The 22,042-nt window shown below is 42.0% G+C and carries 22 protein-coding genes; 13 read left to right on the forward strand and 9 right to left on the reverse strand.

The window, feature by feature from the left end:
* Positions 1-95 precede the first annotated feature (95 nt).
* The 10 genes from WAE57_RS00385 (at position 96) to WAE57_RS00430 (ending at position 7,851) form a co-directional block, all read left to right on the forward strand.
* Positions 96-557 (forward strand): thioesterase family protein, encoded by a 462-nt coding sequence (locus WAE57_RS00385; RefSeq protein WP_237786350.1) that lies wholly within the window; start codon positions 96-98, stop codon positions 555-557.
* Positions 558-729: 172 nt separating this feature from the next.
* Positions 730-2,547 (forward strand): translation elongation factor 4, encoded by a 1,818-nt coding sequence (lepA, locus tag WAE57_RS00390; protein ID WP_237786351.1) that lies wholly within the window; start codon positions 730-732, stop codon positions 2,545-2,547.
* Positions 2,548-2,567: 20 nt separating this feature from the next.
* Entirely contained in the window at positions 2,568-3,395 is an 828-nt protein-coding gene (gene lepB, locus WAE57_RS00395; RefSeq protein ID WP_237786352.1) for a signal peptidase I, read from the forward strand.
* Between the two features lie 22 nt (positions 3,396-3,417).
* Positions 3,418-3,792 (forward strand): DUF4845 domain-containing protein, encoded by a 375-nt coding sequence (locus tag WAE57_RS00400; protein WP_337707555.1) that lies wholly within the window; start codon positions 3,418-3,420, stop codon positions 3,790-3,792.
* Positions 3,764-4,462 (forward strand): ribonuclease III, encoded by a 699-nt coding sequence (gene rnc / locus WAE57_RS00405; protein ID WP_337707556.1) that lies wholly within the window; start codon positions 3,764-3,766, stop codon positions 4,460-4,462. The genes WAE57_RS00400 and rnc overlap by 29 nt, the downstream gene beginning before the upstream one ends.
* Positions 4,462-5,490 carry a GTPase Era gene (gene era, locus WAE57_RS00410; RefSeq protein ID WP_337707557.1) on the forward strand — a complete coding sequence of 343 codons (1,029 nt, stop codon included), beginning with the start codon at positions 4,462-4,464 and terminating at the stop codon, positions 5,488-5,490. Before rnc ends, era begins: the two co-directional genes overlap by 1 nt.
* 23 nt (positions 5,491-5,513) lie before the next feature.
* On the forward strand, positions 5,514-5,711 hold the full coding sequence (locus WAE57_RS00415) for an NF038104 family lipoprotein (RefSeq protein ID WP_337707558.1): 198 nt from the start codon (positions 5,514-5,516) through the stop codon (positions 5,709-5,711).
* Positions 5,712-5,723: 12 nt separating this feature from the next.
* Entirely contained in the window at positions 5,724-6,434 is a 711-nt protein-coding gene (recO, locus tag WAE57_RS00420) for a DNA repair protein RecO (RefSeq protein WP_337707559.1), read from the forward strand.
* 25 nt (positions 6,435-6,459) lie between these two features.
* On the forward strand, positions 6,460-7,185 hold the full coding sequence (gene pdxJ / locus WAE57_RS00425; protein ID WP_237786357.1) for a pyridoxine 5'-phosphate synthase: 726 nt from the start codon (positions 6,460-6,462) through the stop codon (positions 7,183-7,185).
* Positions 7,186-7,197: 12 nt separating this feature from the next.
* Positions 7,198-7,851 carry a tRNA-(ms[2]io[6]A)-hydroxylase gene (locus WAE57_RS00430; protein WP_086175558.1) on the forward strand — a complete coding sequence of 218 codons (654 nt, stop codon included), beginning with the start codon at positions 7,198-7,200 and terminating at the stop codon, positions 7,849-7,851.
* 144 nt (positions 7,852-7,995) lie between these two features.
* On the opposite strand, the gene lipA is transcribed toward WAE57_RS00430, so the two are convergent.
* Positions 7,996-9,009: a lipoyl synthase gene (gene lipA, locus WAE57_RS00435; RefSeq protein WP_337707560.1), complete on the reverse strand. Its 1,014-nt coding sequence runs from the start codon at positions 9,007-9,009 to the stop codon at positions 7,996-7,998.
* A 209-nt stretch (positions 9,010-9,218) separates the two neighbouring features.
* On the opposite strand from lipA, the gene sthA reads away from it, so the two are divergent.
* Positions 9,219-10,634 (forward strand): Si-specific NAD(P)(+) transhydrogenase, encoded by a 1,416-nt coding sequence (sthA, locus tag WAE57_RS00440; RefSeq protein ID WP_086175556.1) that lies wholly within the window; start codon positions 9,219-9,221, stop codon positions 10,632-10,634.
* A gap of 109 nt (positions 10,635-10,743) precedes the next feature.
* Here sthA and WAE57_RS00445 read toward each other — a convergent pair whose 3' ends face one another.
* From WAE57_RS00445 to WAE57_RS00470, 6 genes are all read right to left on the reverse strand, one after another.
* A complete protein-coding gene (locus WAE57_RS00445; protein WP_337707561.1) occupies positions 10,744-11,073 on the reverse strand; it encodes a four-helix bundle copper-binding protein in 330 nt (109 codons plus the stop codon).
* A 211-nt stretch (positions 11,074-11,284) separates the two neighbouring features.
* Positions 11,285-12,508 (reverse strand): chromate efflux transporter, encoded by a 1,224-nt coding sequence (chrA, locus tag WAE57_RS00450; protein WP_337707562.1) that lies wholly within the window; start codon positions 12,506-12,508, stop codon positions 11,285-11,287.
* Between the two features lie 439 nt (positions 12,509-12,947).
* A complete protein-coding gene (locus WAE57_RS00455; RefSeq protein WP_337707563.1) occupies positions 12,948-13,910 on the reverse strand; it encodes a TauD/TfdA family dioxygenase in 963 nt (320 codons plus the stop codon).
* Positions 13,911-14,099: 189 nt separating this feature from the next.
* The gene (locus WAE57_RS00460; RefSeq protein ID WP_301432863.1) at positions 14,100-14,234 is read right to left on the reverse strand and encodes a hypothetical protein; all 135 of its coding nucleotides are present in this window, start codon (positions 14,232-14,234) and stop codon (positions 14,100-14,102) included.
* A complete protein-coding gene (locus tag WAE57_RS00465) occupies positions 14,227-15,441 on the reverse strand; it encodes an MFS transporter (RefSeq protein WP_337707564.1) in 1,215 nt (404 codons plus the stop codon). Before WAE57_RS00465 ends, WAE57_RS00460 begins: the two co-directional genes overlap by 8 nt.
* 154 nt (positions 15,442-15,595) lie before the next feature.
* Positions 15,596-16,678: an OmpW family outer membrane protein gene (locus tag WAE57_RS00470; protein ID WP_337707565.1), complete on the reverse strand. Its 1,083-nt coding sequence runs from the start codon at positions 16,676-16,678 to the stop codon at positions 15,596-15,598.
* Between the two features lie 421 nt (positions 16,679-17,099).
* On the opposite strand from WAE57_RS00470, the gene WAE57_RS00475 reads away from it, so the two are divergent.
* Positions 17,100-17,279, forward strand: a complete 180-nt coding sequence (locus WAE57_RS00475; RefSeq protein WP_301432865.1) for a hypothetical protein — start codon at positions 17,100-17,102, stop codon at positions 17,277-17,279.
* Between the two features lie 71 nt (positions 17,280-17,350).
* Here WAE57_RS00475 and WAE57_RS00480 read toward each other — a convergent pair whose 3' ends face one another.
* Positions 17,351-18,808, reverse strand: coding sequence for a sensor domain-containing diguanylate cyclase (locus WAE57_RS00480; RefSeq protein WP_337707566.1), 1,458 nt, complete (start codon positions 18,806-18,808; stop codon positions 17,351-17,353).
* A gap of 194 nt (positions 18,809-19,002) precedes the next feature.
* Entirely contained in the window at positions 19,003-19,791 is a 789-nt protein-coding gene (locus tag WAE57_RS00485) for a hypothetical protein (protein ID WP_337707690.1), read from the reverse strand.
* 182 nt (positions 19,792-19,973) lie between these two features.
* Here WAE57_RS00485 and uvrB point away from each other — a divergent pair, with 182 nt between their 5' ends.
* Positions 19,974-21,998, forward strand: a complete 2,025-nt coding sequence (gene uvrB, locus WAE57_RS00490) for an excinuclease ABC subunit UvrB (protein ID WP_337707567.1) — start codon at positions 19,974-19,976, stop codon at positions 21,996-21,998.
* Positions 21,999-22,042: the final 44 nt, after the last annotated feature.

The following is a 22,042-nucleotide window of genomic DNA, read 5'->3' on the forward strand; positions in this document are numbered from 1 at the left end:
TTTTTTATATTTTGCAATTTTACTGCCATCCAAAATTACGTAGACTGTCTGGCCTTGAAGGTAATGTTTGCACAGCGTAAGGATCAGTGAAATAGATGAGCACAGTTTTTGATTTGGAAATCACCGTTCAAGCAAAAGATATTGACCGTTTGGGACATGTCAATAATGTGGTGTATATGCACTGGATGCAGGATGTAGCCACTGCACACATTGATGCCTTGGGTTTGGGCTTAAATGAATATCTGGAACTGAAACATGCCATGGTCGCAGTAGAGCATCATGTGCAATACCGTAAGGCGGCATTTGCAGGCGAAAAGATCATTCTGCGTACCTGGCTGGATGATATCAATGCCTTGTATTCTTTCCGCCAATATGTGTTTTACCGTCCGCACGACCAAGCGGTTCTGTTTATGGGAAATACGAAATGGGCCTGTGTGGAAATTGCTACTGGCCGACCAAAACGCATGTCTCCGACATTTATCCAAGCCTATCAGCCGATATCGGAACAGGTGAATCCTCTAGATTTTACCCAATACGATAAGATGGTTTCAAATTGAATAAATGAGTTCAATCCAGCTTTGCTTTGAAAATGACTGCACAAAGCGAAAAGGAACTCATTATTTAGAATACATTGAAAAATCCATCTGCTATAATCCTACGCAATTTCTATTCGGCTTTTGCCATGCATTAATTATTGGTTGCATGGCGTGTTTTTTCTCAAGGTAGCCCATGGCGCAAGCTAAAAAATCTGTTGATATTAAAAACATTCGTAACTTTTCGATTATTGCGCATATCGATCATGGTAAATCGACACTGGCAGATCGCTTTATTCAAACCTGTGGTGGTTTGCAAGATCGCGAAATGCAGGCTCAGGTTCTGGATTCTATGGAACTTGAACGTGAGCGCGGTATTACCATTAAAGCGGCATCGGTGACGTTGTACTATACGCATCCAAATGGTCAAGAATACCAATTAAACTTTATTGACACACCAGGACACGTGGACTTTTCCTACGAAGTATCACGTTCGCTTGCGGCATGTGAAGGCGCTCTTTTAGTTGTCGATGCTGCGCAAGGTGTTGAAGCACAGTCGGTCGCAAACTGTTATACCGCGATTGAGCAAGGCCTGGAAGTTTTGCCTGTACTTAACAAAATTGACTTGCCACAAGCTGAACCTGAGCGTGTGATTCAGGAAATTGAAGACATTATCGGGATTGAAGCGACTGAAGCACCAACCTGTTCAGCGAAAACAGGCCTCGGCATTGAAGGGGTGCTTGAAACTCTGGTCAATGTTATTCCTGCGCCTACTGGTGACCGTGATGCACCGCTACAAGCTTTGATTATTGACTCATGGTTCGATAATTATCTGGGCGTTGTGTCTTTGGTGCGTATCAAACAGGGGCGTGTGCGTAAAGGCGACAAAATGTTGATTAAGTCAACAGGTCAAGCGCACATCATTACCTCTGTAGGTATCTTCAATCCTAAACATACTGAAACAGGCATGCTTGAAGCTGGTGAAGTAGGCTTTATTATTGCAGGGATCAAAGATATTTTTGGTGCGCCAGTGGGCGATACCATTACGCTTGCGACTACACCAGACGTGGCAATCTTGCCTGGTTTTAAAAAGGTCAAACCGCAGGTCTATGCCGGTTTGTTCCCGATTGATTCAAGTGATTTTGAACCGTTCCGTGAAGCATTGCATAAGCTGCAAATCAACGACTCGGCATTATTCTTTGAACCAGAAAGTTCAGATGCTTTAGGTTTTGGTTTCCGCTGTGGCTTCCTGGGTATGCTGCATATGGAAATCGTACAAGAGCGTTTAGAGCGTGAGTACGATCTTGACCTCATTTCTTCTGCACCAACCGTAATTTATGAAGCGGTGATGAAGAATGGCGATACAGTTTATATCGACAGTCCATCAAAAATGCCTGATGGTTCAACGGTTGAAGATTTGCGTGAACCTATTGCTGAGTGTCATATCCTAGTACCACAAGAGTATCTAGGCAATGTGATGACTTTATGTGTAGAGCGCCGTGGTGTGCAAAAAGACATGAAGTTTATGGCGAATCAGGTTTCGATTACTTTTGAAATTCCAATGGCTGAAGTGGTCATGGATTTCTTTGATAAATTGAAATCATGTTCACGCGGTTTTGCATCACTCGATTATAACTTTGTCCGTTTTGAGAGTTCATCTCTGGTTAAGGTTGATGTGTTAATTAATGGTGAGAAAGTTGATGCTTTAGCAATGATTTGTCACCGTCAGGATGCACGTCATCGTGGTATTGCACTGGTTGAAAAAATGAAAGAGCTGATTCCGCGTCAAATGTTTGATGTGGCTATTCAGGCTGCGATTGGGGCGCAAATTATTGCCCGTTCTACTGTAAAAGCGATGCGTAAAAACGTATTGGCAAAATGTTATGGTGGTGACGTGTCGCGTAAGAAGAAACTTCTGTCGAAACAAAAAGAAGGTAAGAAACGTATGAAGCAGGTGGGGAGTGTTGAAATCCCACAAGAAGCGTTCCTTGCCGTATTAAAAGTAGAAAGATAATAAAAGAGGTCATTTAGCTCATGGATTTTGATTTTAATTTAATCCTTGTACCCGTCACACTGATTTTCTTTTTGGTGTGGCTACTGGATAAGTTTGTATTTAAACAAAGACAAACGCTAGGCAAGGGTAATGAAAATTTCATCATTACTTGGGCATATGACTTCTGGCCAGTTCTGGCAGTGGTTCTGGTGCTACGTTCATTCCTGTATGAACCATTTAATATTCCTTCCGATTCCATGGTTCCGACTTTAGAAACGGGTGATTTTATTTTGGTCAACAAATTTAACTATGGTATTCGCTTGCCAATTGTGAATACCAAAGTCATTGATGTGGGTGAACCAGAACGTGGTGACGTGATCGTGTTCCGTTATCCGCCACAACCGACCATCAGTTATATTAAACGTGTGGTCGGTTTGCCAGGTGATCACATTGTTTATGATCATGGACAACTGAGTATTAATGGACAAAAAGTGGCGAAAGTTCCGGTGGAATTTAGTCGCGAAAAAGATATTCTGGATACGCCTACTTCAATTTATCATCAAGAAACATTGGGTAAACACACATTTAAGATGCGTGAGCTTGAAGGTGTAAATGTTGCACGTCAGGCGCCATTTATTAACTATATTGAAAATGGTAAATATTCATCTGAAAATGGTTTATATTGGGAGGTAAAAGTTCCCAAAGGTCATTACTTCGCGATGGGGGATAATCGCGATCAAAGTGCTGACAGTCGTTTTTGGGGCTTTGTACCAGAGCAAAACCTAACAGGTCGTGCATTCTATAAGTGGATGCATAAAGAACCTGGATTTAAATTGCCGTCGTTTAATCGCAACGGTGTAATTGATTAAGCATGATTGGAAAAAATAACAAATGCGTAAAAATCAACAAGGGGCATCCTATATTGGAATTTTAATTACAGTGATTGGTTTTGCTTTTTTAGCAAAAATTGCAATTGCTGTTTGGGGGGCGTATTGGGATGATCGAGTAGTTGACAGCCAGATTATAGAACTGTTGCAAAGTAGCCCCGCCAATACTGCTCCTTCAAAATTCTCAGATCAGATGAATCAGCGTTTGGATATGAATAACGTTCGCGATCTTAGATTTAATGAAATTGCGAAAGTAGTGAATGTTGATGGTTTGCAAGTGAAAAAAGATTATGAGATAAGAAAGCCATTCTTGCTCAATATAGATTTAGTGTTAAAGTTCGAGAAAAGTTTTGATCAAAGGTCAACCCAAACTAAGTGATATGCGCTTAGTCCACCGTATCGGTTATCAGTTCAAACAGCCTGAATTATTGCAGCTTGCACTGACACACCGATCGGTTAGTCACAAAACTAACTATGAGCGTCTGGAGTTTCTAGGCGATTCATTGTTAGGGATGATCATTGCCCATTATTTGTATCAAGCCTACCCTCATGAAAATGAAGGGCGTTTAACGCGTATGCGTGCCACATTGGTTCGTCAAGAAGCATTAGGCAAAATTGCAAACGATTTGAAACTCGGCCCATGTTTAATTCTGAGCACGGGTGAGTTGAAATCGGGTGGACATCATCGGGAATCTATTCTTGCTGATACTGTAGAAGCGATTATTGGTGCAATTTATGTCGATTGTAATGATTTAAAAGTCTTACAAGACATCGTATTAAAGTGGTACACGCCATATTTAGACTATATCGAGCCTACAGACCAACTCAAAGATCCTAAATCACGCTTACAGGAATATTTACAGGCACGTAAAAAACCTCTCCCTGTTTACGATGTGGTGGATATTCAAGGTGATGCTCCCAATCAGCATTTCAAGGTGGAATGTATTATTGAGGGCTTGCCTGTGTTGTATGGTGAAGGTTCAAGTCGTCGCTTTGCTGAACAGGCAGTTGCGGCAGATATTTTAAAACAATTGGAGCAAAAGTCTTAATGACTACTCATTCCGATCACATCGATGCTGATCACGAGCCGCAAGAGAGCGGTAACGATTTAATTAATCAATTCTTTAGTTCACAAGGAACCACCATTCCTTCTGATTTTAAAAGTGGTTTTGTCGCTATTGTTGGACGCCCGAATGTGGGTAAATCTACATTGATGAACCATTTACTGGGTCAAAAACTTTCAATCACTTCACGTAAACCACAAACCACGCGTCATAAGATTGTCGGGATTGATAGCCGTGAAAAATCTCAGGCCGTATTCGTAGATACGCCGGGGATGCATAAGAAAGAAGTACGTGCCATCAATAAAATGATGAACCGTGCTGCACATTCGGCACTACGAGACGTCAATCTGGTACTGTTTGTGGTGGATGCGCAAAAGTGGACCCAAAATGATGAACTAGTTTTGGAAAAGCTGAAAAATGCTGAAATGCCGGTGATCCTGGTCATCAATAAGCTGGATACTTTTGAGAACAAAAATCAGGCGCTTCCATTAATTCAGGAACGTGCCAAGCTGATGAACTTTGCTGAGATTGTTCCTGTATCGGCTTTACGTGGTGCCAACCTTGAGCATTTGCGTAATACCATTGAAAAATATTTGCCGTTCCAGCCGCCACTTTATTCACTGGATCAAATCACCGACCGTTCAGAACGTTTCTTGGCTTCTGAAGTGATTCGTGAAAAAATCATGCGTCAGTTAGGTGAAGAGTTGCCTTATGATTTAACTGTGCAAATTGAGTCATTCAAGACTGAAGAAGCGACTATTAATACGAAAACTGGTCGTCCGAAAGCAGCCTGTACCTATATCGATGCGACTATTTTTGTTGATCGTCCAGGGCAAAAGGCGATCGTGATTGGTGAAAAAGGTTCAAAATTGAAGAAAATCGGGATGGATGCGCGTGCCGATATGGAAAAAATGTTCGAACAGAAAATCATGCTGACGCTTTGGGTGAAAGTCAAAGGCGGATGGTCTGATGATGAACGTGCATTAAAAAGCTTAGGTTATAGCGATATCTAAGTTTACACTTGAAAGGAACTGTAATGATTAAAGTGCTGTCTGTAGTCGCCTGTATGTTGTTTCTGCAAGGCTGTATTTATAAGGTAGTTACGGTTCCTGTCAAAGTGGCTTATAAAACCACTAAAGGCGTAGTCAAAGGTACCGCTGCCGTTGTGGGGGCAGTCATTCCAGATGGGGATGATGAAGAAAGTGATACTGATAATAAAAAGAACAAAGACTAGATTTAATTTGTCATGCGCAATGAACTCTTGCATGGTTATTTAATCCATCATCGTAAATACCGGGAGCGCAGTCACATTGTGCATCTGTTTACCCAAGAGTATGGCCGCATTGATGGAATCTTAAGGCAAACTCCACCTCCGCAATATCAACCCATTTGCTTGCAGGCTTCGGGTAAATCTGATCTTAAAAATTTTACCAAGCTGGAAATTGTCAATCAGCCGGTTTTTTTCTTTGGAGATGCCTTCTTTTCTGGCTTCTATTTGAATGAAATTATCCTTCGGTTATGTCCGGTCGAAGTAGAAATGCCGCAAACCTTTGTGCAATACCATCAAACTTTACAACAGCTTCAGCAGTTGGCACAGCATGAACAGCCCAATCTTTTTTTAAGGCAAATTTTGCGACAGTTTGAACATGTCCTGCTGGAAGAGTTAGGCTATGCACTGGATTTTACAGTGGATGCTCATCAACAGGAAATTCAGGAAAACCAGCATTATATATTCCAACTTAACGATGGTTTTATTGCCACCGCACAACAATCACGTTCGACTTTATTGGGACAGCAAATTCTGTCGATGCGTGAATATGAAAAAGGTAGGGATTTTAATCCTGAGCAGTTACAATTATTGTCACAACTGTATCGGCAAATGATCACCTCTCTTTTGGGAGACCGACCGCTGAAAAGCCGTCAATTGTGGATTCAAAATACTCAATCTCAATCTTAATTTAGAACCTAGTTAGGAAATTGTTATGGCTGCATTGCTTGGTGTAAATATTGATCATGTGGCGACATTGCGACAGGCGCGCGGAACCACTTATCCAGACCCGGTCAATGCTGCACTGATTTGTGAACAGGCGGGTGCAGAAGGCATTACCCTGCATTTACGTGAAGATCGTCGCCACATTCAGGATGACGATGTCCGCCGCATGCGTCCAGTACTAAAAACGCACATGAATCTGGAAATGGCAGTGACTCCTGAAATGGTTGAATTTGCCAAAGAAATCAAGCCGCATCATGTCTGTTTTGTGCCAGAAAAACGTCAGGAAGTGACCACTGAAGGTGGTCTGGATGTAGTCGGCCATTTTGAAGATGTCAAAGCCGCAACTCAGGCCTTGTCTGCCATTGGTTGTGACGTTTCGTTATTTATTGATGCCGACTTTGCCCAGATTGATGCAGCAGTGGCTTGTGGTGCTCCAACCATCGAGTTACATACAGGTGCCTATGCCGATGCCGAAACTGAAGAAACTCAGCAGCATGAATTAGAACGCATTGTCAAAGGTGCAGAATACGCGGCGTCTAAAGGTTTAGTGGTCAATGCAGGGCATGGTCTGAACCTTGAAAATGTCACCCCGATTGCCGCCATTCCGCAAATTCATGAACTCAATATCGGTCATTCTATTATTGCCGATGCTGTATTTGTCGGTTTAGCTCAAGCGGTTCAACAAATGAAAGCTGTCATTAAATCAGCAAGATAAGTTTTTAGAATTATGTCGTTAATAAATTATGATGATCTTATGAAGCCCGTTTTGGGCTTCTTGGGATGTGAAACGCCAAAAGCATGGTTAGATGAAGCCATGAATAACCTCGAGTTACTCATGCAAGATCATGCCAATTGTGAAAAAAAAGCAGCAGGTACGGCCATGAACCTGATGTTTCGCTACACCTTCTTTACCGATTTACAGGTCAAGTTGGCACAGTTGGTGCGTGAAGAAATGCTGCACTATGAACAAGTACTTGAACTGATGACCAAGCGCGGTCAGGAGTGGCAATCGATTAGTGCCGGTCGTTATGCAGGTGGCTTGCGTAAAGAAGTACGCACGTATGAGCCTGAAGCTTTAATCGACATTATGATTATTGGTGCTTTTGTTGAAGCACGCTCATGTGAGCGTTTTTATGCGCTTGCACCGCTTGTAGATGAAGATTTGGGTAAATACTACCGCTATTTGCTGAAGTCTGAATCGCGGCATTTTGAGGATTATTTGGCTTTGGCATTGGATGTTGCTCAAACCTCGAAGTTAAAAAATCCTAAAGAAGATATTCAGCAGCGTATTGCACACTTTCGTGAAGTTGAAAAAAACCTGATTTTAAGTCCGGATGATTTATTCCGCTTTCATAGCGGTGTACCTAATAAAGCGGCTTAATGGTTTTTCTGTTTTAAAAATCCTCTATTTGAATAGAGGATTTTTTTATCTCTTTGGACTAATAAAAAGAGATAAACAAAAATACCAATCTAAATGGATTAGATTGGCATCATTCAATCATACTAAATTTATATTCAAGATAAATTAAGCTTCAATGGTTTGTACTGCAATTTTCTTTGCTGGATCAGTTTTACGGCGTACTGCTGGTACAGGTTCGCCGTAGTATTGACGGTCTGCAAAGTAGCTTGAACGTACCATCGGGGCAGCCCAAATATTTTTGAAACCGAGTTTTTGGCCATGTGCGGTGTAACGTTCGAATTCTTCAGGTGTTACAAAGCGGTCAATCGGCGCATGCTCTTTAGAAGGTTGCAAATACTGGCCAATGGTCACATAGTCCACGCCATGTGCATGCAAGTCATCCAGCAGTGCAATCACTTCTTCTTCAGTTTCACCAATACCGACCATCAAGCCACATTTGGTTGGAACATCTGGGCAATATTCTTTAAACATTTTCAGCAGGTTTAAAGAGTGCTGGTAATCTGAACCTGGACGCATGGCTTTGTATAAACGCGGCACAGTTTCAATATTGTGGTTAAAAACGTCCGGTGGGCATTCAGTCATAATGCGAAGTGCCACATCCATACGGCCACGAAAATCGGGAACCAGAATTTCTAATAATGTTTTTGGGCTTAAGCTGCGAGCTTCTTTAATACAATCAACGAAATGCTGTGCACCGCCATCTCTTAAATCATCACGGTCAACTGAGGTAATCACGGCATATTTTAAACCCAAGTTGGCAATGGTTTCTGCCATGTGACGAGGTTCGTCAGGGTCAAGTGCGTTTGGACGGCCATGGGCCACGTCGCAGAAAGGGCAGCGACGGGTACAGATATCACCCATAATCATAAAGGTTGCCGTACCGCCACCAAAACATTCTGGCAAGTTCGGACAGGCAGCTTCTTCACATACTGTATGCAGTTTTTGTGCACGCAGGGTGGTTTTGATGCGTTGAACTTCATCTGGAGCCGCCATTTTCACACGAATCCAATCCGGTTTACGTGGCGTTTCGACCGTAGGTACAACTTTTACAGGAATACGAGCGACTTTCTCTGCGCCACGAAGTTTGACACCCTGTTCAGGTTTACGGTTTTCAGACATATTCAACTTTTCCACTGTTTTTTGACGGGGGAGATACTAGATATATTAGTGGTTTTATTATAACGGACTTGAATCTAAATGGGGCAAAAACGATATTCATTTAATAAATGTAGTCATCACTTAATATATGTGAGGTAAATACAGCAAATTGCTACTAATTACGTCATAATATAATGAAGATAGATCAGGATTAAATATAGGAGCGTTGAATGCCACGTAAGAAAGAGGTCGTTAGTGGAACTTTCGTCAAGTACGATGCGGTAGTTCTCGGTTCAGGCCCTGCGGGTGAAGGCGCGGCAATGAAACTTGCCAAATCTGGCAAGCGTGTTGCAATTATTGATGTGCGTGAACAGTTAGGTGGTAACTGTACACATGTAGGCACCATTCCAAGTAAAGCATTGCGTCAGACCGTATCAAGCATTTTGCGTTATCAGCGTGACCCGATGTTCCAAAAAGTGGGCGACTGGAAACAGTTCACCATGAAACAGGTGCTGCGTAATGCACATAAAGTAATTCAACAACAGGTTGAAACGCACTCCCGTTTCTATGACCGCAATAAAATTGATATTTATCACGGTCGTGCGTACATCCAAGATAAAAATACCGTATTGATATTCAGCCCTGAAGGCGTAACAGAAACGATCGTTTTTCAGCAATTGGTGATTGCGACGGGTTCACGTCCATACCGTCCAGCGGCGCTTGATTTTAATCATCCACGTGTCTTTGATTCAGACAAAATTTTGGATCTGGATTTCTCCATCCAAAAAATCATCATCTATGGTGCTGGTGTAATTGGTTGTGAATATGCATCCATTTTCATTGGTCTGGACCATAAAGTCGATTTGATCAATACCCAGCCTAAATTGCTCAGCTACCTGGATGATGAAATTTCTGATGCCTTGTCTTACCGTTTACGTGAGCAGGGTGTATTGATTCGTCATAATGAACAACTAGATCATCTGGAAACATTTGATGATCATGTGGTGATGTATTTACAAAGCGGCAAGAAAATTAAAGCTGATGCCATTTTGTGGTGTAATGGCCGTTCGGGAAATACTGACGGTTTAGGTCTGGAAAATGTGGGTATTACACCAAACAGTCGTGGTCAGCTCACAGTGAATGATCAGTACCAGACTGAAGTGGAAAATATCTACGCTGCCGGTGACGTGATTGGTTGGCCATCATTGGCTTCTGCTGCATATGACCAGGGTCGTTGCGCTGGTTCAAACATGAGTGGTGAAGAGAATGTTAAACCTGTAACGGATATTCCGACAGGTATTTACACCATTCCGGAAATTTCTTCAATTGGTAAGACTGAACAGCAGTTGACTGAAGAAAAAATTCCTTATGAAGTTGGGCAGGCATCTTTCCGTCATTTGGCACGTGCACAAATTACCGGTGATACCGTGGGTGAATTGAAAATTTTATTCCACCGTGACACTCTGGAAATTTTAGGTGTGCATTGTTTTGGTAATAATGCCTCAGAGATTATCCACATTGGTCAAGCCGTGATGAACAGTCCAAACAATACCATCAAGTATTTTGTTGAAACCACGTTCAACTATCCGACCATGGCGGAAGCATACCGTGTAGCAACATTAAATGGTATGAACCGTTTGTTCTAAGATTTTTTAAATTTTAGATAGAAAACCCGTGAGTGAATACTTGCGGGTTTTTTGTTTATGGGGAGGAATAAAAACATCATGCTTGGGTAGGGGTGATTATATCTTGATTCTAGGCAGCCATCTTTCGGCACTCAGCAGCACAGCGACGGCAGGCTTCAGCACATTGCTGACAATGTTCATGCTTATGATGACCGCATTCTTCTACACAATATTCGCAAGCCTGAGCACAAAGCTCACAGATTTCTTTTAGAAAAGGAGATTGCTTTTGTTGCATGCGGGCACAGAGCTGACAGATATCCGCACAGTCCAAACAACGTTGTATACATTCCCGCATCATCTCCAGCTCCTGTTCTTTTAAACAGGAGCTGGCACAGTGGGTACAGGCTAGGGAGCAAGTCATGCAAGCCTGAACGCAATCCGAAAACTGGATCTCATTCATCCTTTTCTCCTTTATACGCATATTGTTATTGCAATTTTTTAATACGCTAAGCAGAAAAAGGAAAATACACTAGTGATATTCAGTGAGTAAAAGTAAAAAGTGTCCTGTTTCAGTAAGATCTAGCTCAGAATATAAAATTGATTCTGCCTGGACATATGATGGGTGATTGGAATTCTAAATGCAAAAAAAGCATGCTTGTTTACATGATTGTTTAATAGAAAGAATGGTTCAAGATAAGCAGCACAGCATAATAAACCAAGAAACTGCCAATAATGCTGAGCCAGACTGGAATTTTGCTTTTAAGTAATGCAATGACACCAATAACAAAAACAATATCTAAGCCAGAGAGTAAATATTTTTGCCCCATCTGCACCACCAGACACAATAACAAGCCAACCACTGCGGCATTAATTCCTGCCAAAGCATGATATAAGCGCGGCAATTGCATTAAACGTGACCAGTAGGGTAAAGCACCAAATATGAGTAAAAAAGAAGGTAAAAAAATCACCACGGTGGCAAAAGCCGCGTTCAATACAGTAGATGAACTTAAGGGCAATAATGCACCTAAATAACTGGCAAAACTAAATAAGGGTCCCGGCATCAGCTGGGCAATAGCATAGCCCAAGTCAAAATGCTGGTTCGAGATTAAACCAGTAGCAACAAAATCTTGCTGTAAAAACGGCAAGATAATATGACCACCCCCAAAGACTAAAGATGCGGTACGGTATAAACCTGAAAAAGTTTCTAACCAGAGACTAGGGAAAAAATGTTGTAATGGTGGTACCAATACAAAAGGTAAGGCAAATAAAATAAGCCAGAGATAAGCAAAAGATTTTTTAGCTGTGATTGATTCCTTGGCAACAGGTTTAAGCGTATTTTGTTGCGGGAAATAATGGTGATAAATCAGTCCTGCGAATGCCCCGAATAGGATGGCTAAAACCTGATTGATTCCTAGCGGTACAACATAAACCAGTAATCCGGCCAAAAACATCAAGAGATATTGCCATTTGGCTTTACAAAAAGTAGTCAACATTTGCCAAAAAGCCCATGCCACCACACTAAACACAATCAGCTGAATCACATGAAAAAAATCGGCAGAAAAATAGTTGGAAAATTGAATTCCGATCATTGCGGCAAGGGTCATGAGCAGGGCGGACGGTAAAGTAAAGCCGAGCCATGCCAGCAGCGCACCAGGATAACCTTTCAGCTGATAGCCAATCGCGATGCCCATTTGACTACTGGTGGGCCCGGGTAAAATTTGTGCCAAGGCCAAGAGATGGGCATATTGCTGTTCATCCAGATATTTAAGTTGTTGCACAAAACGCTGATAAAAAAACACCAGATGAGCTGCTGGGCCGCCAAATGCCGTACAGCCTAATTTAAGGAATATTTTAAATAAACTGAAATTTGACAAGATGGGAACAGAGGGCAACATAATGATCCAAAAAATATTTGAGTTTTAGCCGGAGCAAGATTAACAGGCCAGATTTAATTTGTTATGTATTTTTCCTACAATACATATTTCTAGCATGAAAAAGCCCATTTCAAGTGATTACTTTTGATGGGCTTTTATTTTTTAATTTAACCTGGAAATATTTAAATAAAATGACCATCTTGAAAATAATCAACGATTTTATGGGTTTGTGTACGCTATGAAAGGATCGTAGACTCAACAATCGCTGCATTCCATGATACAGCAGTTAAAATCAACAGCCTTTTTCAGTCAATGTATGAGAGCCGAACAGTAAAAAAGCAGCATCATGGCTACACCTGGATTTACGATTTTGCGCATTCGTAAATCTAGTGGCCATGATGCTGTGGAGTAATCTTATGAGGTATTGTTTATTGTTATTATTTCAGATCGATGACATTGATTAATAAGGTCGACCGCCTGCCAGACTGATGCGTTTCAGTAAACGGCGCTGATCGGATGGGAAGGGACGACGAGAGTGTAGCGTGGCCTGGTTATCCCAGAATACGATATCGCCTGGTTCCCATTGATGTTCATAGCGGAATTCAGGTTTTAACAGATGTTCGCGCAATGAAGCAATCAATTCACTGCCAGCCTGATCATCATAATTGACCAGTTCCACCTCGGAATGGGTATTTAACCAAAGTGCTTTACGACCACTCTCAGGATGGGTGCGCACCAGTGGATGTGGGTAGGCATGACCAATAATCGGTTGATCTTTAAAACGATATAAAGGACTGCTGCCATAACCATTACTGTCATTGTCTTTAAGGTGTTGTCGACGGACAAAGGGGTTATAGGTAATCAGTTGTAATTGATCGATATGCTGTTTGGTTGTTTCTTCTAAAGCGTCATAAGCCTTGATGGTATTAAACCAGGATGTTTGTCCGCCATCCTTTGGTAATTCAATGGCATATAGCAATGAACCAAAAGAAGGTTGTGGCGTCCATTGGTGATCAGCATGTGGTGAAAGCTCACCATAGCCGGTGTAATCACCCTGTCCCACAGCATTGGAAACAGGAACGACATCGGGTGGTGTGCCGGTATCTGTTTGGGTGGCAAGTACAGGATTATCTGCACTTGGGTGGAAAATGGAACCAAAATAGCTGGCAAAGGCCAAATACTGTAAATCATCCAGATGCTGATTTTTGAAAATCAAAATGAGATGTTCGGCCAGTGCCTGTTTTAGACGGTAAATAGTTTCACCTGCTTGGGCTTTACGCGCATCCAGGCCAAAAATTACAGCGCCTAAAGCTTCACCCTCTAAGGGCACAATAGTAATGTCCCCCGGGTTTTGAAATTGCTCTGCCTGATGCCAGCGCGGTGCATCATGAATGGCTTGTGAAAGTTGGGTTAATGCGGTCATTGTTATTGCTCAGACTGTTTTTTGTTACCACTCAATCTAAGAAAAAATGCACTGGCTGAAAAATCAGAAATTATTCTAAGTTTATGAAAAAACGCATAAATTTAACTAATATGTTGAAAATACAGCTTTTAATAAAAACTGTATTTTTTAGTGTAAAAATAGCTGTTGCTGTGTTTAAAAATCAGCAGTTTAGTGGGCACAGAAAGCTTGATTGAAATACTCAAACAGTTCAGGTGTCTTGAGCCATAAGAAGATTGCCAAGGTGAATAAAAGCAATAAGGCAGCTATAATCGCCAGTCTTAGTCCAAGGGTAGAATCAGTCATGAATGACATGCTCCTCATTGACAAAGAAATGCACCAATACACCAAATATGCTCAGTAGAATGGAAAAAATCCACACCATATTGTAGTCACCGGTGATGTCATGATTGACACCACCCAGCCATCCGCCAAAGAAGGAACCGACTTGGTGGGTAAAAAATACAATGCCGCTTAACATGCTGAGGTATTTTATCCCAAACATATTGGCCACAATACCATTGGTTAGCGGTACGGTAGATAACCACAATAAACCCATGATGATGCCGAAGCTGTAAATTGTCCAGGTACTCAAAGGCAGCAATAAAAAGCCAATAATGGCAATGCCACGTAGGCCATATAAGCCCATGAGCAAATAAGGTTTTGAATATTTTCCACCCAGCCAGCCTGCGGTATAGGTGCCGACAATATTAAATAAACCGACCAAGGCCAGGAAAATCGTGCCTGTGGTGGCATCAAAACCATGATCAATCAGATAACCCGGTAAATGAATACCAATAAACACCACCTGAAAACCACAGACAAAAAAGCCTAAAGACAGGAACCAGAACGGTTTGTGATTTCTGACAATCACCAGAATTTCTTTGACGCTTAATGCGGATTTATTGGCTTGGGCAAGAGCATGAGGGGCTACATACATCGGTGCCTTGAGTAGCCATGCCAGAGGAATGATCAGAGCTATCAGAATGGCACTGACGATTAATGCTGCTGACCAGCCTACACTTTGTAAAAGGAGCAAGGTGGACGGCAGCATAATAAATTGGCCAAAAGAACCTGCTGCACTGGCAATGCCCATGGCAAGACTGCGCTTTTCCGGATGTGCGGCACGCCCCACGGCAGAAAGCAGCACAGGAAAAGAAGTCGCAGAAAGCGCCAGGCCCAGAATTAAACCGACACTTAGATTCAGCAGCAAGCCACTTGAGCTGACCGCCATCAGCAACAGGCCCAGGGTATAGAGCGCGCCCCCAACCGCAACCACAATTTTACTGCCATATTTATCGGCAAAAGCACCGGTAATCGGTTGTACCGCACCCCAAATCAGGTTTTGCATGGCGATAGCAAGACTAAAAATATTATGTCCCCAGCCAAATTCATGGCTCATGGGAACAAGATACAAGCCAAATGCATGACGAACACCCAATGACAAAGCCAGAATAATGGCACTTCCAATTAACATATAAATCAGAGGTTTGGAAAAACGGGTGTCTGACATAATTCATCCATGCGGGGTTGTGTTGTGGCTATGTTATTCGATTATAAAGAGCGAGGCGATTAAATAAAATTTAAACAAAAGATAAAATTAAGTTATAGAAAGTTTTATAAATACAAAAAAGACGACATAAAGCCGCCTTTTGATGATTGAAAATTTAGAAACGCATACCGATCCCTGCATAAGCCAGTATCGGGTTGACTTCAATATCTGCTTTAGAGGTAATTAATTTACCCAGCCTGTCATCAGATACGGTAATGGTGGTTTCATTTTTAAGATGTGCATAAGACACTGAACCCACCGCAAACCAGCGCTCATTAAAATCATAGGTGAAACCGACAGTGGCAATTGGAGCAAAAGCGTCGGTGGCTTCGAGGTCTACTTTAGGATTGGCTTTACTTGGTTTGCCTTCCAGTGAAGCTCCGGCATTGCCTTGTTTGATATTGGCAATCATATGACCAGCTGCAATCAAATCCTGTTCAGTACGCGGATTAATTTCCAGTTCATTAAAGTAAGCATACATCACCCCTAAACCGACATAAGGGCGGAACTTATTGATACCAGTTTTACCAAAGTGATATTGGAATTCAAAGGCAGGCGTCCAGGCACGTGCCGACGCAGCAGGCCCATGGGCTTCTAAATCGGTAATAAAAATATCATTTTGCAGATCAATATTGAGGAATTCTAAAGGCAAGTTGCCAATTTGCGGTGTTGCCACAGCAGAGAAGGGCGCATAAATTTTTCCTTTGCCCTGTAAGTCCACTTTGGGGGGAATGCCTGCCTTCATTTCAAAAGAAACATGATCGGTAAAGAAGTAATTGGTCATGATCCCCAGTGTAGTGACATCATCTGCCTCCAGACCTGTACCCGGATTGTTCCATTGTTCTAAACCCTGAATCTTTGAACTTCCGCTCAGTCCACTACTGAGTTGACCACCACTAAGATAGCCTAATCCTTTTAATGCTGCCGCGAGTGCAGTTTGATTCATCTTTGGATTGAGATTGTTGAGTACGGTATCGACTTGAATATCACCATTCTTGGCGACTTCACCATTTTTAACCGTAGTATTGACCTGAAAAGGCTGAGCTTTACCTTGAGGCATAACATGCAGTGCACCTACAGAAACAGCAAAGCGTTTAAAGCCATCCCCATCTTTTAAACTAAAATAAGGGGAATCGGCATGGCTCAGGGCAGGTAAGGCAGCAATAGACGACATCATACAAAGTAATGTTTTTTTCATTCAGGGACTCCATGTCCATGTTGCGTTTATTCGTTTTATTCGTTCACTTTTCTTATTCTATGTTTAGAGAAAAATCATTCTGTTATTAAAAAACATTAATCTGGTAGTATTCATGTAAAAATTTAGCTGTTTTGTTTCAATAACATGGAGAAAAATAATTTTATGTAACATGTTATTTTTACTGTTTGATGAGGTTTTAGCGAGTTGAAAATAAACTAGAAGTGAGAAGATATTTATATATTTTTAACGCATTTATAGCGGTGATATGAGGGTTCCAGGTGATCAATTGTTGTTACTATGCGGTGAAAAATAGCGGATTGCTGGCATGAATAAAGTGCTTGCGCAATGAGCTAAAATCCAATCCTCGCACTGCGAGGTATTTTTCCGTACAATATGTCGCAGAAATCCTTGAGTGAATCATATGAGCACCCAAAATACTCCCAAGAAAAAGCCCCCTGTGAATTTGCCTTTTCCAATTAAAAAGGCAGATGAAAATTCTTCCGATGAAGTATTAGAAGATTTACGCCCTAAACCCCAGCGCTATGCTGATCGTACCTGGATGCCGCCACGTGGTACGCGCCGATCTATGGGCAAGCGTTAAGTTGTTCATATAAAAAAACCATGGTCTGACCATGGTTTTTTTATTGCCGTATAACCCTGTGTTTTGAATGTTTAACTCGAGCTAGAACGCTGGCTGCGTCTATCATGGTTCTGATAGTAATTCTTTTTCTGACGATACATGTCCAGGTCAGCACGCTTAAGCATATCTTCAATCCGTTCGTGCTCAAAATTTGTCGCATGACCTATAGACAGGCTGATCGGCTGATTGGCATAAAATTGATTATCGACCAATAAAAGCTCATGCAGACTTTGCAAACAATTTTGTAAGGCGGCTTCATCTGCACCCGGTAAAAGGACTACAAACTCATCTCCGCCAATGCGTGAAGCTGAATAGCGGGTATGCTGAATCAGCTGGGTAAGAATGTTACCCATACGCCGTAATAGACTGTCACCTGCATCATGTCCCTCGCTGTCATTCAGCTGTTTTAATCCATTTAAATCCATAAAAATACACGAGACTGGACGTAATAGATTGCGTTCAAGCCGGTTCAGTTCTGCCACATAAAAAGAACGGTTGTACAGTTTGGTGAGTACATCGTGTTTGCCTAAATATTCCAGATAATGTTCAGCCTTTTTGCGTGCCGTAATATCAGTCAGGGCAACCTGTACAATGCTCCAGTCATCCAGATAATCTGGAAATACTGTAAATTGCAGCAGCACATGGCGAATGCTGCCATCAATCGCGTAATTGACCGCTTCACGTTGATGATGCAGATGACCGTTCCACAATTCAATCAATTGTTCCCGAAAAGTTCGAACCATTTCCTCAGCAAAAACAATATGAAGATTTTTTAATAAAATATCTTTGCTCGGGGCACCAAACAGGTCGAGTGTGGCTTGATTGACATCAATGACTTTAATTTCCTTGATGCATTCAATGACAAATTCATTATGCACATCCAGAAAAGTTGCAAAATCTTCAATGCCTAATTTACGTAATTGATCCAATTTAATTTTAATACGACTGAAATCTTCTATCCAAAGTGAGGTTGGAGAATAAGTAAAGCGTGCCTCTGCCATATGACGGCTTCGTTCTTCCCTACGGCAGGCTTCAGTGTAATGAGTGATATCTTCTGTGGTAATTAATACCAAGGATAAATCCTGTTCATGTTGCGGCAGTACAAGGCCTTTGAGCTGGATATCCAGGCGCTTTCCAGTCAAGGTATAGTTTACTGCGGGATTGGAAAAACGGATTTCACCATTCCACAACGCAACAAGTTCGTGGATATGGGTTTTTGTCATGTCTTCTTTAAAGACTAATTGCAGGCTTTGCGATAAATGTTCAAAGTCTTGGGCTTGATAAAGTTCAAGGGTTTTAGAATTGACCTTTAATAATTTAATTTTTTTTGCGCATTCAAGAATACGCGATTCATCTTCTTGCAGGAAACTGAACAGATCTTGCACGCCCTGACTACGCCAAAGATCAAATTGTTTTTTGATTTCACTATAGTCTTCCAGCCACATGGCAACGGGAGAGAGTTCAAAAAAGGGGGAGTTCAGGATGTCCATTCAAGACGCTCATTATTTTTTAGAATTTAAGTATCAAGTATATGATGTAAAAAATGATTTTAAAATAATATGATAAGTAAAATAATATGTATTTTTAATGAGCAGGGTGTCTCAAAATAAAAAAAGTAAGGCTGATAAAAAAGCCAATTCAGGAATTGGCTTTTATGATCGGTTCTATGAAATAGGATTAAAGCTTAGCGGCTGGCTCTACGGGCCTTGTTTTCTGGCTTGGGCGGAGAAATTTCACGTTCACCTTGCCAGACATCCATAAAGTCTTTTTCATTGATATTGTAGAGTTCAAGCAAGGCCAGAATGACTCCGCCAAACATCATTGAACCTTCTGAATGCTCTTGCCAGTCAAAAATCTTGCCGTTTAGCCCATGCAAAATGTCTGAAATTTCAAAACTACGATCACGGCCATTGCTATCGGTTGGGTAGATTTGGGTATTGAGAATAATACGGGCGGCACTTTTTTCATTTTCTGACAAATCTAAACAGGCAGTAATATCTTCATCTGGAGAGGAAAAAATAACCTCATCAGTAAATACCGTTCTGAGAAAATGTCGGGTCAGTTTGGGTAAGGCTCTTTCTACAAAAGGGCGGAAAGAAATGGGAAAAATCACATTATGCGAAATACCTTTGAACATGGGTGCAATTTCTTCGGTTTTATAGCCGGCAATGCCGCAACCCACCGAGGTAATGAAATAGGTCATTTTCGGATGGTTTTTGGTATAAATTTTAAAGTCATCTATATAGTGCTGAATTTGCGACAAGGGCATTTGTTGCAAATGCTCATTCATGGTCGGAATGGCATAGCTTTGACCCGACCAGCCACGTCCTACGCCTTGCATTGCACCAAAATGTTGCAGGGCAGTACGCGCAGCCCCACCTGCATGGTTTCCTGCCATGTTGCTGCCAAAAACAAAAACGCTATCTTCCGGTAGATTTTTGACAATACTTTCGTCATGGTAATGGTAAGTCATAGGCTTTATTGTGATCACGATGCTTTGTTTCATGTTGCTATTGAATGCGCATGCGGTCAAGACAAAAATGCTGCAATTTTCTCAATATAAGGACAGCACTAAATATCGGAACATTGATATTGAATGTTGAGCTTTAACCCTCATATTATTCAAACTGCATTATTGTATAGAAGCTGAAAAATATGTCGGATAGTCATCAACCTTTTGAATTAGTGACCAGCTATCAGCCCGCGGGTGATCAGCCACAAGCCATTGAAAAATTAGTCAAGGGCATTCAAAAAGGCTATCACGACCAGCTGTTGTTAGGAGTAACCGGTTCGGGTAAAACCTATACCATGGCCAATGTGATTTCCCAGTTACAGCGTCCAACCATCGTCATGGCGCATAACAAGACTTTGGCTGCACAGCTGTATGGCGAGTTCAAGTCATTTTTCCCGAATAATGCGGTTGAATATTTTGTCAGTTATTATGACTATTATCAGCCTGAAGCTTATGTGCCTTCTTCCGATACCTTTATTGAAAAAGACTCCGCCATTAATGATCATATTGACCAGATGCGGCTTTCGGCAACACGGTCATTACTAGAACGTCGTGATGCCATTATCGTGGCTTCGGTTTCTGCCATTTATGGTCTGGGTGATCCGAATGCCTACATGAGCATGTTGCTGCATATTGTGCAGGGTGACCGGATCAGCCGTGATGACATCATTCGCCGTCTGGTGGAAATGCAATATACCCGTAACGAGCTGGAGTTCTTGCGCGGTACCTACCGTATCCGCGGCGAAATTATTGATATTTTCCCGGCCGAGTCGGATCAGGATGCCATTCGGATTGAACTTTTTGATGATGAAGTTGATTCCATTCGCTGGTTTGATCCTTTAACCGGAAAAATGGTGCGTAAAGTACCACGGGTCACGATTTATCCTAAAAGTCATTATGTCACTCCAAAAGACAATCTGACCCGTGCTATTGGCACCATTCGCGAAGAACTTCAGGAGCGTTTAGGTTTCTTTCGGGCCAATGACAAATTGCTGGAAGCACAGCGTATTGAACAGCGTACCCGCTATGATCTGGAAATGATGCAACAATTGGGCTATACCAACGGTATCGAAAACTATTCACGTCATTTGTCCGGCCGTCCGGCAGGCGAGGCACCACCGACTTTATTTGATTATATTCCCGATGATGCCTTGCTGATTATCGATGAATCGCATGTCACCGTTCCGCAAATCGGTGCCATGTATAAGGGCGACCGTTCGCGTAAGGAAAATCTGGTCAATTATGGTTTCCGTTTACCGAGTGCGCTGGATAACCGTCCCATGCAGTTTGAAGAATGGGAACGTATTATTCCATCAACGATTTATGTCAGTGCAACACCGGCAAAATATGAACTGGAAAAATCGGAACAAATTGCCGAACAGGTGGTTCGTCCAACTGGGCTGTTGGATCCTGAAATTGAAATTCGCCCAGTGCTGACTCAGGTGGATGACGTGCTGTCGGAAATCAATATCCGTAAGGAACTGGATGAACGTGTTCTGGTCACGACCTTGACCAAACGGATGGCGGAAGACTTAACCTCGTATTTGAAAGAATACGGCGTTAAGGTGGCTTATCTGCATTCAGACATTGATACCGTAGAACGTACCAAAATTATTCATGAGCTGCGTAGCGGTGTGCATGACGTACTGGTCGGTATTAACCTGCTGCGGGAGGGTCTGGATATGCCGGAAGTGTCACTGGTGGCAATTCTGGATGCCGATAAAGAAGGTTTCTTGCGTTCGGAGCGTTCACTGATTCAAACCATTGGTCGTGCCGCGCGTAATGTGAAAGGTAAAGCGATTTTGTATGCCGACCGGATCACTGATTCCATGCAAAAGGCGATTGATGAAACTGATCGGCGCCGTGCCAAACAGATTGAGTTTAATACCCTGCATGGTATTACACCACGAAGTACCAAGCGTCAGAATAACCAGGATATTGATACTGGTGAAGTACTGAATGATGATCAAATTGACGAGAAAATTTCGGATCAGGCCCGTGCTTTAAGTGCCGATGAACGCCACATTTTGGCAGACCCTAAATTGCTAGCAAAACATTTGTCCAAACTGGAAAAAGAGATGCTCAAAGCCTCGAAAGAATTGCAGTTTGAACAGGCAGCGCGACTACGTGACGAGATTGTCCGCTTGAAAGCTCAAATGCTCAGTTAGTTGGATGATTTTTATTGCAAAATCATTACATAACGCTACAGTAT

Source organism: Acinetobacter sp. NS-4, assembly GCF_037402435.1.
In the GTDB taxonomy this organism is placed as follows: domain Bacteria; phylum Pseudomonadota; class Gammaproteobacteria; order Pseudomonadales; family Moraxellaceae; genus Acinetobacter.